9 protein-coding genes are annotated in these 13,570 nt (G+C 51.7%); 5 read left to right on the top strand and 4 right to left on the bottom strand.

Annotation, left to right across the window (positions count from 1 at the left end):
* Nucleotides 1-184: 184 nt before the first annotated feature.
* The gene (locus ACZ51B_RS09445) at nt 185-4,936 is read left to right on the top strand and encodes a DUF3320 domain-containing protein (protein WP_464296997.1); all 4,752 of its coding nucleotides are present in this window, start codon (nt 185-187) and stop codon (nt 4,934-4,936) included.
* 398 nt (nt 4,937-5,334) lie between these two features.
* On the opposite strand, the gene ACZ51B_RS09440 is transcribed toward ACZ51B_RS09445, so the two are convergent.
* The 3 genes from ACZ51B_RS09440 to ACZ51B_RS09430 form a co-directional block, all read right to left on the bottom strand.
* Nucleotides 5,335-6,168: a hypothetical protein gene (locus tag ACZ51B_RS09440; protein WP_464296996.1), complete on the bottom strand. Its 834-nt coding sequence runs from the start codon at nt 6,166-6,168 to the stop codon at nt 5,335-5,337.
* Between the two features lie 156 nt (nt 6,169-6,324).
* Entirely contained in the window at nt 6,325-6,876 is a 552-nt protein-coding gene (locus tag ACZ51B_RS09435; protein ID WP_464296995.1) for a hypothetical protein, read from the bottom strand.
* A gap of 11 nt (nt 6,877-6,887) precedes the next feature.
* A complete protein-coding gene (locus ACZ51B_RS09430) occupies nt 6,888-7,871 on the bottom strand; it encodes a DUF1573 domain-containing protein (RefSeq protein ID WP_464296994.1) in 984 nt (327 codons plus the stop codon).
* Nucleotides 7,872-8,233: 362 nt separating this feature from the next.
* On the opposite strand from ACZ51B_RS09430, the gene ACZ51B_RS09425 reads away from it, so the two are divergent.
* Complete coding sequence (locus ACZ51B_RS09425) at nt 8,234-8,686, top strand: IS200/IS605 family transposase (RefSeq protein WP_464296993.1); 453 nt, start codon at nt 8,234-8,236, stop codon at nt 8,684-8,686.
* A 22-nt stretch (nt 8,687-8,708) separates the two neighbouring features.
* Here the strand turns inward: ACZ51B_RS09425 and ACZ51B_RS09420 are convergent, their stop codons facing one another.
* A complete protein-coding gene (locus ACZ51B_RS09420; protein ID WP_464296992.1) occupies nt 8,709-9,023 on the bottom strand; it encodes a hypothetical protein in 315 nt (104 codons plus the stop codon).
* A gap of 75 nt (nt 9,024-9,098) precedes the next feature.
* Here ACZ51B_RS09420 and ACZ51B_RS09415 point away from each other — a divergent pair, with 75 nt between their 5' ends.
* The 3 genes from ACZ51B_RS09415 (at nt 9,099) to ACZ51B_RS09405 (ending at nt 13,565) form a co-directional block, all read left to right on the top strand.
* A complete protein-coding gene (locus ACZ51B_RS09415; RefSeq protein WP_464296991.1) occupies nt 9,099-10,289 on the top strand; it encodes an argininosuccinate synthase in 1,191 nt (396 codons plus the stop codon).
* Between the two features lie 11 nt (nt 10,290-10,300).
* Nucleotides 10,301-11,347: a bifunctional phosphoglucose/phosphomannose isomerase gene (locus ACZ51B_RS09410; protein WP_464296990.1), complete on the top strand. Its 1,047-nt coding sequence runs from the start codon at nt 10,301-10,303 to the stop codon at nt 11,345-11,347.
* Nucleotides 11,348-11,732: 385 nt separating this feature from the next.
* Complete coding sequence (locus tag ACZ51B_RS09405) at nt 11,733-13,565, top strand: heme o synthase (protein ID WP_464296989.1); 1,833 nt, start codon at nt 11,733-11,735, stop codon at nt 13,563-13,565.
* The last annotated feature ends 5 nt before the right edge of the window (nt 13,566-13,570 follow it).

The following is a 13,570-nucleotide window of genomic DNA, read 5'->3' as shown; positions in this document are numbered from 1 at the left end:
ATCAAAAAAGCCCCAGGTCCTCGACCTGGGGCTTTTTTATTTGGAAAGAAGCCACTGGCTGGCGCATAGAGAGCAGAGTCTTCCCTTCTAGTTGCCGGTGCGAAGTCTTGCTCTAGGTGTGCATAAAAACCCTAGTCATAGATCATTCGGCCAAAAGTAACGACTAATCCGGTAAAAACAAAGAGTGATTGAATCAGTTGAAGCAGCGACTCGTGTTGCGTATGAAGATCTACGCAAGAAGCTGATAGATACCACGCTGCGAAACCGCATGATTAACTACAAGGTCCCAATTGCGCGTTCAGCAGTTGGACTTGAGATTACACAGGAGTCGTCTTCCGAGGTCTGGAACTCTCTTGTACTAGCACGAAAGAAGTTCTCCTTCACTGGCCCCCCAGATCCATCTAAGAAGCAGGATCAACTTCTAACCGGTGACCACAATGCTCCCTTAGAAGAGCTTGCAGGATCAGCCACAGGTAACGATAAGACAGACTTGGTCCTCTATTCGCCGACGCCGAAAACTAAGCGAGAATCCAGGCTACTAGGAACTTGGCGGAGTGCCGTCGAACAACTCGAAGAGCGAGGCGTAAACACACTCTTTCTAGCGCTTGGCATGTTGGAGTGGAAAGATCCGAACGAGGAACTGACCCACAGGGCACCTCTTATCTTGATTCCGGTAACTCTAGAACGAACACCGAAGGGTGACTTCAGACTCATTTATGAAGAAGAAGACATCAGCACAAACGAAAGCCTTCGCGTAAAACTAGCCGAGTTCCGCATCGAGCTGCCTGAGATGCCAGCAGATCTGGAAGGATTCCAGCCCTCAAGTTATTTCGACTTAGTCTCAGATACGGTACGAAACCACGATGGCTGGCACGTCCACGTGGACGAGATCGCGTTGAATTTCTTCAGCTTCGAGAAGATTGCCCTCTTTTTAGACCTAGATACCCAGAAGTGGCCAGACGGCCTGAATCCTCTGAACGACGAAGATGTATCAGCAGCCCTTGGTCGAGGCTACAAAGGCGGAGAATCTCCTTTTACTGATGAAACACAAATCGACGACTTACGTTCAGCAACTGACTCACGAGAGGTGTTTCCAGCGGACAGTTCTCAGCTCCTTGTCATCATGGAAGCCTGCCGTGGCACTTCAATGGTGGTTGAAGGTCCTCCCGGAACTGGCAAATCGCAAACCATCGCTAACTTAGTTGCCGAGCTAGTTAGTCATGGAAAGAAGGTTCTCTTCGTTTCGGAGAAAATGGCGGCTCTAGACGTGGTTTATAGGCGGCTTGAAGAAGCTGGTCTTGCTGAGGCTGCATTGAAACTGCATGGCCAGAAAGCAAATCGACGCTCGTTTTTTGAATCAATCAAGAATACTTGGTTTAGACAGTCAAAACTTAATGAAGCAACCCAACGACTTGAACGGCTGAGCGAACTTCGTCGGGATCTGAACCAATACGTCAGAGATCTACATGCGCCTCTCAGTCCCTATCAAATCTCACCGCGCCGTCTGATGAGTGTGGCCTGCGGGTTACCACCAGTCACTGACGAAGACTTAGATTCTAAATATGATCCGACTGCACTCGCTGGGTCTACATTTTTGGACATGGAAAGGCTGCGAGAGACTTTTCGTGTCATCCAGCAGAAGACAAAGCAGATAGGTATTCCCTCTGCCCACTGCTTTTGGGGCAGTGCACTAGAGTTTATTGGCCCAGACGAACGGATACTCGCCGAACGGACGATCACTCGAACAATTGCAAACTTAGACTCACTAATCGAAGAGCGCAACATCCTTGCAGACACCCTGGGCATAGAACGCCCAGACACACTTCAAGACATATCTATGCTCAATAGGTGCGTGGAGATTGCCTTGGAGGCTCCACCCTTGGATGGAGTGGCAGTCAAACTCGGAAGTTGGCACCAAGACGAAACTCGGGTCCGTTCCGCAATCAAGGATATAACACGGTATCAGGAACTCCGTAAACAGAATGAGCAACGACTGCTCCCTCTAGCTTGGGATCAGGACTGGGCAACCACGCGCTTGGCACTGGAACGAAAAGCCGATTCCTTTTATGGGAGGCTTTCGGGGGAGTTCAGGCGAGCTGCCGCTCACATACAAAACTATCTCAAAGATTCCGCTAAACCAACTCCAGGACATCTCAAAGACCTATCGCGCGATCTTTTTGAAGCACAGTCCCTTCGAAGCAGCTTATTCGACTTCGAACAAACAGGAGCAAAACTGTTCGGGGTTCAATGGCAAGGTTGGCAGACAGACCCCTCACGAATGGACAGCTTGTTAAATTGGGTTTTGCGTATTGAAACAGACATTGATGCGGGTCGGCTGCCCAATGCACTATTACAGTTCTTTAATGGCGACATTAATGCAGCTGGACTGAAGGATCATTCTAAGCTACTAGCTGAGTTCGAAAAGTCCACACGTTCAGGTCTTAGCGAAATCTCTAATCTCTTAAAAATCGCTTTAACTCAAATGGAGTCAAAGACTCTCGCCGACATGACCTTGACCCTCAGAAGATGGCTGGAGAGCCTCGGTCAGTTATCGGAAATTATCGGTTGGAACCTCATTGTAAAGGACGCACAGGGGAAGAACCTAGCTCCAGTCCTAGAACTAGCCGCACATTGGCCACTAGCAAGTGAAAGGTTAGAAAGCCACGTCCTTCGACACTGGGCTAACAGTGGAATTAAGCAAGCCTTCGAGGAGCGACCGTCATTGGCAAGGTTTGAGCGCCAACGGCATGAGGAGATGATAACCGAGTTCCAGAGACTCGACGAACTGATCATGCAACACAATCGCTCGCGAGTTGCACATGCACATCTCCGGGGACTGCCACAGGCTGGAAGTGTCGGTCTTACGGCAGAGTTGTTCCGGCAATGCGAGCTAAAGAGAGGACACAAATCGATCAGGTGGGCCTTCGAGCGGTTTGGAGAACTCATCTTAAAGATTAAGCCGATTTGCATGATGTCGCCCTTATCGGTCGCCACATTCTTACCGCGCCAGCTAGAGTTCTTCGATATCGTAATCTTTGATGAAGCAAGTCAGGTCAAACCCGAGGATGCGTTAAGTGCGATGGCTCGGGCCAAAAGCATTGTAGTTGTTGGCGATAGTAAGCAAATGCCTCCAACCAGCTTCTTCGACACTCTTGCAAACGATGACGGGGACGGCGAAGAACTTGAATATGACGCAGCAATTGGCAAAATGGAGAGTGTCTTGGCACTATGCTCTGCCGCTGTCCAAAACTCGTACAGGCGCCGTGATCTTCGCTGGCATTACCGTAGCCTTCATCAGGCACTTATCCAACCTTCCAACCGACTATTTTACGAAGACCGCCTCGTTGTTTTCCCTAGCCCCGTATATGCAACCACTGAAGCGAAAAGTGAACTAGGTCTGCGATTTAGATACGATCCCAATGCGGTTTACGATCGGGGAGCTACCCGTAAGATCAATGTTGCTCAAGCCGAGCAGGTTGCGCGCGCAGCAATTGCTCACATGAAGGAACAGCCTCAAAACAGTTTGATGGCTGTGGCCTTTAGCAAAGATCAACAGCAAGCAATACAAGACGCTTTCGATCGCCTACGCCAAGGGGATCCTGGGCTCATGACCGAGTACGACGCTCTTCACCCATTTGAGCGCTTTACGGTGAAGAACTTGGAAACCGTCCAAGGTGACGAACGAGACGTGGTCTATATTAGCGTTGGCTATGGTCGTGACGTGACAGGTGCACTCACGATGAATTTCGGTCCAATTAATAAAGAATCTGGAGGTCGGAGACTCAACGTTCTAATGAGTCGCTCCAGAAAACGCATTGAAGTGTTCTCATCAATTAGATCGGCCGACATCGTCGTTTCTGAGCAGCGAGAAACGGGCCTCAACGCTCTTAAAATATTCCTCGAATTTGCAGAGACGGGCTTCTTACAAGAACAGCTTGCTACTGGTCAGGAGGAAGACTCGGATTTTGAAATTCAAGTCCGCCAAGCAATCGAACAACACGGATTCAAGGTCGATCCTCAAGTAGGTACCGCCGGATTCAGGATAGACCTGGCAGTACGTCACCCCAAGAAGCCTGGGCTCTATGTGCTTGGAATCGAGTGCGATGGAGCGACATACCATTCGGCACGATCTGCACGTGACAGAGACAAGTTGCGGCAAATTGTCTTGGAGCAGCGAGGATGGCGTCTCCATCGAATTTGGAGCAGTGACTGGTGGAGTGATCGGGAAGCATCGCTAAAACGCGCTCTCTCAGCCATCAACCAAGCGATTGAGATGAGTGACGAAGACGAGAGCCTCGCAGCTAAGACGTTTTCGCAACCTGCGCCTGAAATTGAATCTATCGATTCCATAGAACTCTGGAATAAAACGCCCGTACTCAAAGCGGCAACGGGTGCCCAATATCGTGTTTGGGACCGCCCATTCCAGCTCTCTGGCATGGAACTCCATGAGATACCCTCAGAGGTAATGGCGCGTTGCGTCGCCACAGTAACAGCATTCGAGGGACCAATCCATGAAGAGCTACTGACCAAGCGCATCCGCGAGTCAGCGGGAAAAGGCCGGGCAGGTCAACGAATCGCCGAAGCCATCAAACGCGGAATCTCACTAGCCAAAACACTTAAGCAGGTTCGGCATGACGGTAATTTTCTATATTGGCCAGAGGCACCAGAAATCCGTGCTCGGAACCGCAGTGACCTCCCATCTTCCGAGAAACGGATTGATTGGGTATCTCCAGAAGAAATAGACGATGCCATCCTATCGACGGTAAAGGTTGCTCTGGAAGTGAACGTTCTTGAATTGAACGAAGCAGTACGAAAGGTATTTGGCTTCGCACGCACTCCAGATGCCTTGCCTATGATGATCCTAGCGAGAATAGAAGCTTTGACCGCGCTGAAGAAAATTCGATTTGATGGTCAAACTCTGTCACCAACACAATGAGAAAAATGTCAGCCTCAGCCCTGAAGGGGTTGTTTTCGAGTGTTCTGTGGAGGTCTCATTTGCAAAAACTGAAACCGCAAGAAACCACTCCGTTTTTTCGAGAAAAACGGCCAAAAAGGGCGAAAAATCGCGAAAAACGATGCGTATTTTAGTCCTTATTTAGCGCAAGCCAACGCGGCCAAGCGACCAATCCACGCACAATTCAGCCCCAGGTAGAACGTGAAATCTAGGTTCAAAATCAGCCCTTTGCCCTACGCCATAGCAACCTGTTCCGTATCATCACACACGAGACCGAAACAACTCAGCCCCTTGAAAACTGAATAAACCAAAAAATTTCAAAAAACATACACCTGCAAAATTCGAAAAGGCCACTGGAAATAACCGGTGGCTAGGAATTTTCAGGGCTTCCAGATCAGGGTCTTTTCTTGCTCGGGAGTGATGTTCTTGGCGTGGCCGTCAGCAAAGCCAACGGCTGCCTTGCCATTCATGAACTTCAATTTGCCTTTAGAGCCTTGGTAGACCATGACGACTTTGGCGAAATCTTTGATCCTTGTCATATCCGCTTTGGCAAGGTTAGCGTTAAAGCAGTAGGCAGGGATTCCGGATTTGTCGCCCGGATAGAACCAGAGCTGGTCGTTCTTGAGATACGGAGCAAGTGCTTTTCGAGCGTTTGATGGATCGATCTTCAGTACGTCGTCATTGTCTCCAGCGAGCATGAGGCAAGCCAAAGCGAGCTGTTTGACGTTGGAAAGGCTTACAGTTGTAAGCGCTGCCTCCGACGTCGGCGATAGGAGGCCTGGATTGACAACAATCTCGGAAATGTTGCCGACGATGTCAAATTTCCCAGCACCCCGTTTGGTAGGCACGATCTTCCAAACCTTGCCTTCAAGCTTAAGATCAGCTTCGCTATCCACCTTCTGTGTCGGAGCGCCCTGATTCGCAGGTGCGAGAATTTCAATGCTGTACGTAGCATGAGCCGATGAGCCATCAACCTTCGCCTCAAACTTCGTCAACTTCAGAGTAGGCCAAGTCTTGCCCAACCTGTCCAGAACAACTTTGTAATCCGTGCCACTTTTAGCACCAACCACATAAGCCCCCGACCCTTTCAAGTCCTTGGCATTAAAGCACTCAAGAAACTTCTTGACAGAGTCTTCAGGTGTGTTGGGCGTGGTTTGCTGAGCAAACACAGAAACAACAGCAAGCGCAGCTACGGGAACAAGGAAACGTTTCATAGTCAATTCCGGAGGCAGATATGGCGAATTCTACAAGTAAATGTTCTTGTGGCTCTTACTTAATCCAAAAGACCTAGGACCTCCGAAAAATCAGCTATGAAGTCCTTCGGTATGCACTTCCATGATGCAACGCCGCATGGAAGTGCAAGGCGGTTGTTAGAGTGATGTTGTTTGTGCGTAACCCACTGCTGAGAGATAGGCTTTGGCGCGGCTGCTTACTTTTTGGTCGGGGCTGGTCACGAGGGGAATGGCGGACTTGATGCCTCGGTTGTCCTTAAGATACGCCTCCACCGCAAGCCCAACACGCAGGTCGTAATTGTCCTTGCTTGTGAGGAGAGGGAGGCAGGTATCCATCATCTTTTGTTTCTGGCCTTCTTTGAAGGTGCGAACGGCTGTAAAGGCAGCAGCAGCCGAAAAGTGAACAAATCCAGGCTTGACTGAGCTTGGGTATGGGTGCGTGATGAGACCGACGAGATAGTCGAGATCCTCGTTGGAAATCTCGCCCGATTTCTCGGTTTGATCAGAGATCTTACGGATCTTTACGAAGTCCTCTTTCGATACAAAGTCTGTGAATTTGGTCGAGTTGAGTTCGATGCGCCGGTCTCTTGTCATCTCCACCGATTGGGTCTGTCTATTACGGGTTGCGAAGTAGTAACCCAGGCCGATAACGTTGAGCGCGATAAGGATGCAAAGAGCGTATTTGAACATGGGTGGACTCTTCAGGAAGCAGCGATGTAAATCGGAATCGTGATGAGTGGTTGCTTGGGATTTTGGGTTTTTAGGACGACTCTGTCGGACAAGTAATGGCCTTTGGCAATGGACCCCGCGTAGCGAATCATCAGTTGGGCGTTGTTTCCAACCTTCGTCAGTTGGGCGGAGAAAGATTGAGGGAACGACATCAAAGTGAGGTTTTGGATGTCGGGTCCTGTGATCGTGGTTCGGATCTCTTTTGATGTCGCGCTGTTGACGACGCCAAAGTTTGCTTCTTTGGGCAAAACAGCAAATTGCTCGGGGATCTTGAACCTGAGAGGCACATGGAAAGGCGCTGTACTGGGGTCACTATCGCTCACCGTAAGTTGTTCGCTGTAGTCCCCTGGAGGTATGACATTTGGAAATCTACAGGTGATTCGTGCCTCTGTATCTGAGGATTTCGACCGTGTGAAAGTGAATCCTTTCGGGCCATCGGTGGAAGCAACACGAAGTGGTTTGCCGTCTACTCTCGATACACTGAACGTTACCGCTTTTGAACTTGGGTCGGCCACCGTACCCATCTCCAGCGCAGGCGGATCGGACTTGAAAGAGGAGATTACCTTCCCGGAAAGCCTAATGACGACCGGACGGAAATGAGCACCTTGTGGTGTGATTTCTACCATCTTCGAGATGCTCCCTGGTTGATGAATCGAGTTGAAGGTGATGGTCAAACGCTTGGTCTCACCGGGTTGCAGGGTGCCTAGGTCTTCTGTAGTTGTACAACCGCAGGAACTCACGATGTTGGTTGCGACCACTGGCGAACTGCTCACATTCTTCACCGAAACCGTCCGGGTTGCTACCATGCCCTCCGAAATTTGGCCAAGGGGAATACCCGAGGGAGTGGCCACGAGAGGCGAGGTGCTTGGGTTGCGTTGAAATTGAGCTGCGCCAACCAGAGCGGTCACGACCAAACAAGTCAGCGTTAAAAGTCGGATTCCGGTCGGGCTGTTCATCGCATCGGGTCTACAACGGCATGTGGACCCCCCTATGTAGGATGCCAACAACGCGTTGTGACTATCGTATCACAGGTTTTGTGATTGGTGTGAATGGTCATGCGTATCGGTCATTGAGGCAGTTCATCAGTAGGGACTCAAGGGTTTCGTTTCTCCGGGTGGGTGGTGTCAAGGCACCCGAAGAGCATTTGCTCGTCCCCCCTAGGTTCGGAGGTGCCTCTTTGTCGGGTTGTTGGTTGTTTCTATATCCAGGATCGGTTAGCCCCGAATGGGGCGCTCCGTGCGAGCGAAGGGCAAGCGGATGCGCCGCCCTGGTAGGTTGCAACCCGGTTCCTCTCAGTCCTGTAAGGACGTTCTGAAACATGCCTCAATCGCTTGCCAGACTCCCTGTCCATCTCATTTTCAGCACGAAGGAGCGCATGCCGTTCCTCACGGATCTGGTTCGCGATCCGTTGCATGTCCAGATCACTGGGACGCTTCAGTATTTGAAGTCACCCGGGCTTGAGATGAATTCGGTGGAGGATCACATTCACATCCTGTTCGAGTTGGGACGCACGGTTTCGATGAGTGACGTGGCGAAGGAGGTGAAGCAGGCATCGTCCAAATGGATCAAGACCCAAGGGAAGGAGTTCGATGGGTTTTCTTGGCAGGCCGGTTACGGGGCGTTCGGAGTCTCCGAGTCCCACATCCCCCTCGTGACGGACTACATCCGCCGCCAAAGGGAGCACCACCGCAAGACATCTTTTCAGGAGGAGTACCGCGCCCTCTTACGAGAGCATGGGATGGCGTTTGATGAGAGGTTCCTGTGGGACTAAGAGCGTCCTTACAGGACTTGGGCTAGTCGGGCGTGCCGTGTACCAGGGCGGCGCGTTCGCTTGCCCTTCGCTCGCACGGAGCGCCCCATTCGGGGCTGAAGTCTAGAAAGAGCGTCCTTACAGGACTTGGGCTAGTCGAGCGCGCCGTGTACCAGGGCGGCGCATTCGCTTGCCCTTCGCTCTCACGGAGCGCCCCATTCGGGGCTTGGGGGGAGGCGATTACGGCAATGCGTTCAGTAGTTGCATCCAAAAGTGGATGAGGAATTATCTTCTGGTGTAGTTGGCGACGATCTGAGTTCTTGTATTTGTACGGGCGGTTTCGCTTGTGGCTTGCCACGAACGCGCTAAATCCATACCTTTCGGTCCTTCAAAACACCCCGTCAGCGCCTAAGGTGTCAGAATCAGGGTGGAGATGAAAAAAGCCCTCATCATTTACTCAGGCGGATTGGACACGACGGTGTGTATCCCGCTTATGCGCGAAGCAGGATTTGACCAGATTGTGACCGTGACTGTTGACGTTGGACAGCCCAGCGCCGATATTCAGACAGCCGCTGAGCGGGCTCGTACGCTTGGGACTGAGCATCATGTTGCGGATGTGAAGGAGAAGTTCGCCAGCGACTACTGCATGCCGGCGATTCACTTTAATGCGGACTACTTTGGTTATCCACTTTCCACTGCCATCGCTCGACCTCTGATTGCGAAGGAGGCTGCTGAGGCGGCTCATCGCGTGGGAGGGGTGGATGCGTTTGTTCATGGATGCACCGGTAAGGGTAATGACCAGTTCCGGATTGAGTTTGGACTGCGCATGTTTGCTCCTGAGATCCCCATCCTTGCTCCTGTTCGAGAGCGAAACCTGACTCGAACTTGGGAGATTGAGTATGCGGAGAAGGTGGGTGCGCCGATTGGGCAGAGCAAGGCCAAGATTTGGTCTATTGACGAGAACGTTTGGGGTCGATCCATTGAAGGTGGTCGCCTTGAAGAGCCAGGGTTTGCTCCTCCTGAAGAGATCTTTGAGTGGACTCGATCTTTGGTAGATGCTCCTAACGAGCCTGAAGAAGTGGAGATCACTTTTGAGAACGGCAACCCAGTGGACATCAAGGGTTACAGCTCTAAGTCTGCGCTGGACATCATTAAGTCGGCCAACGAGATTTCTGGTCGGCACGGCGTTGGACGCATCGACATCATGGAGGATCGAATGATCGGTCTGAAGGTGCGCGAGAACTATGAGTGCCCAGGCGCCACTTTGTTGATTGCCGCTCACAAGGCATTGGAAGCGTTGGTTACGACCAACCGCGAGCGAAGCTTTAAGGCTTTGGTGGATCAGCAGTGGGCGCGAATGGCTTATGAGGGGCTTTGGTGGGATCCGTTTATGGAAGACCTCACTGCTTTCACAGGTTCTATTCAGAAACGAGTTTCCGGAAAGGTTCGCCTTCGTCTATTCAAGGGTGGACTTCAGGTCACCGGCCGCGAGAGCGTGAATGCGCTTTACAGCGAAGCCGCGGCTAGCTTCGACGACACCGATACGCTGGAGCAAAGTCTGATGACAGGTATGGTTCGTGTTCACGGCATGGAAAGCCTGCTGTACGCACGACTCGGTAAGTAACGGAGGACTTCATGTCTATCAATCTGAATGATCGGGCGTCAATGATGGCGCTCGATCCGCACGAGATGCTTCGGTTAACCGAAGAGTTTCCGAAGCAGTGCCGCGAGGCGATGGCCTTAGCTCGTGCGGCCGTGTTGCATCCCCTGGCTAAGAAGCCGACTTTGGTTGTGCTGACGGGCATGGGAGGATCGGCTTCAGGGGGCGACTTTGTTCGCGCGATCTTTGAGGAGCAGGCCACGATGCCGTTCCTGGTGAACCGCGACTACCATTTGCCCAAATTTGTCGGCGCAGATTCTTTGGTGTTCTGCGCCAGCTACTCGGGGGATACCGAGGAGACTCTTAGCGCGTACGCCGATGCCAAGGCGGCGGGTGCGGCTATTGTGGTGGTGACCAGTGGCGGGCGGTTGCAGGAGCTTGCAGTGGCCGACGGTTTTCCGGTGATCTTGGTTCCTGGTGGTCAGCCTCCGCGGACGGCGCTAGGTTACATGATGGTGCCGGTCTTGGTGGCTTGCGAGACTCTTGGCTTGATTCCAGAGCAGCCATTGAGCAAGGCGTTTGACCTGGTTCAGCAGCGGGTGAACGAGTTGAGCGTGGGTGGATCTGATCGGTCGGCGAAAGAGCTCGCGATGCAGATGCATGGCGGGCCGAGCGTTATTTATGGTTTAGGGAGTTGGCAGGGGTTGCTGGCTAACCGATGGCGATGCCAGATGAACGAGAACGCGAAGTGTTTGGCCTTTGCGAATAGCTTCCCGGAGCTTTGTCACAACGAGATCATGGGTTGGGTGACGGCTGATGGCAAGTTCACTGCGGTTGTTCTTCAAGATGGATCCGAGAGTTTGAAGATGAAAACCCGTTTGCGGGTGACCCGCGAGCTGATTGGTGAGAAGGCCACTTTTGTGGATGTGTTGGCGAGTGGCGAGAGTCTGCTTGAGAAAATGTTGAGCCTTGCTGCGTTTGGCGACTTTGTGTCGATGTACCTTGCACGCCTGAACGGGGTGGATCCGGAGAGCATCGATTGGCTGAATACGTTAAAGTCTGAGCTGCAAAACGTTAACTAATCGAATAAACCGCAAGAAGTCCTATGTCTCTCTGAAGTGTATAAGTTTGGGTATTTAAACTTGAATACTTCATCCGTATATTTGCTGTGCAACTTCGCTGAAATTGTGGTTTTTAGGTTCGAGGGGTAGCGTTCGTGCGCGGCATCTGTTAAAAGTACGGTGTGATGGCATTGCGTCGAACTCAAAAGTCTCCGATCATTCAGAACTCATTTGTCAGAAATGACGGTAATGATTGAAGTTTTAATTTTTTCTGAAAGTTGAGAAAAGAGTTCAATTCACCGCATCACGTTGGGTTTAATCATGAATGGGACCTTCGACCCTCTGCGAAATCTGCTGAGAAATGCGGCGTATGGGGTGATTCTTAGGTTCGACTGAGAGAGCGACTATGCGACAGAATGCTTTTGCAAAATACGTATGGGCGGTGCTGCTTTACAATTTGGCAGCAGTTGCTTGGGGTGTTTTTGTAAGGGCTTCCAAGTCTGGTGATGGCTGCGGCAGTCACTGGCCTTTGTGCGATGGAGACTCGACTCCGCTGATGGGTCCTGTTTCTCGCATTGTTGAGGCGTCTCACCGAATTTCAACGGGTCTGATCGGCTTGCTCGGTTTGATCATGCTCGTTTGGGCGTTCCGCGTTTTCCCTAAGGGTCATCTTGCTCGCAAGGCTTCTGTAGTCAGCATGGGCATGATCATCTTCGAGGGGCTGGTCGGTGCCGTCCTTGTGAAGTTTAAGCTTGTTACGGACAACGATTCTGCGGTTCGTGCGGGTGTGATGGCTTTCCATGTGGTGAGCACGTTCCTGTTGCTCGGCTCCATTTCTGTGACGGCCTTGGCTGGTGCGGGGATGCGGAAGCTGAACTTTAAGGGGCAAGGGACGGTTGGCTGGATTCTGGCGATGGCCGGATTTGGCATGGTGATGCTTGGCATCAGCGGATCCATTTCTGCGCTGGGTCATCAGTTGAAGCCGACGACGGATGTTTTGAAGGCGGCTTTGAACCCGGCGACTCACTGGATGGTGCGGTTGCAGCCTTGGCATCCTTTGATTGCGGTTTCGATTGGTCTTTACCTGGTTTTGGCGGCTGGCTTGCTTCAGCACCTCCGTCCAGATCCGATGGTGAAAACGGCAGGGAAGTGGGTGGTTGGCCTTTATGGTGTGCAGCTTGCGATTGGTGCGCTGAACATTTGGGTGAAGGCGCCGATTGCCATGCAGATGCTGCATTTGTCCTTTGCAGACATCAACTGGGTTTCGCTTGTGGTTTTGACGGTGGTGTGTTTGTCTGATGGGATTGAGCGAGTTGAGTCTCGCCCAGCTCCAGAAGAGGCCGACCATGTTGGGCCGATGACGACGCGGGATCTTATCAAGGCTTATATCGCGCTGACGAAGCCGCGCGTGATTTCGCTCCTGCTTTTCACGACTTTGACTTCCATGATTGCTGCTCGGGGTGACTGGCCAGGTTTATGGTTGTTCACTGCGGTGGCGATTGGCGGCTATATGGCTGCGGGTGCTGCGAACACCATTAACATGGTGATTGACCGCGATATTGACCTTGCGATGAAGCGCACGGCTTCTCGGCCTACGGTCACTCAATCGATTTCCAGCGTCCATGCCCTCACGTTTGCGTTTGCGCTCACTGCGATCTCCTTTGGGTTGTTGTGGTCGGTGGCGAACCTTTTGAGCGCTGTGATGGCGTTTAGCGGTCTTGTGTTCTATGTGGTGGTGTACACCATGCTTCTGAAGAGGCGCACATGGCACAACATCGTGATTGGCGGTGCGGCGGGTGCTTTTCCTCCGCTGGTTGGTTGGGCTGCGGTCACCAACGATCTTCCTCCGTTAGCTCTTTATCTCTTCGCGATCATTTTTGTGTGGACGCCCGTTCATTTTTGGGCTTTGGCACTTTTGTTAAAAGATGATTACGCTGCGGCTGGTGTTCCCATGTTGCCGGTTGTGAAGGGTGAGCGAAACACCGTGATTCAGATTGCGATCTATGGCGTGATTACAGCCGTGGTGACTCTGATTCCGTTTCTTCTGCCTAAAGTTGGGTGGATATATGCAGGAACGGCGGTTGTTCTTAACGTTTTGCTGTTGCACTATTGTGCTCGGCTTTATAAGCAAGTGGACCGGCCTCGTGCGAGCGGGCTGTTCCATTATTCGATGCTCTACCTGGCAATTTTGTTCCTCATGCTGGCGATTGATCGTGCGGTGGTGATGGCATGGGCGTAATTGAG

The organism is Fimbriimonas sp. LA-C6, assembly GCF_055398105.1.
This window is presented reverse-complemented; position numbering and strand designations above follow the sequence as displayed.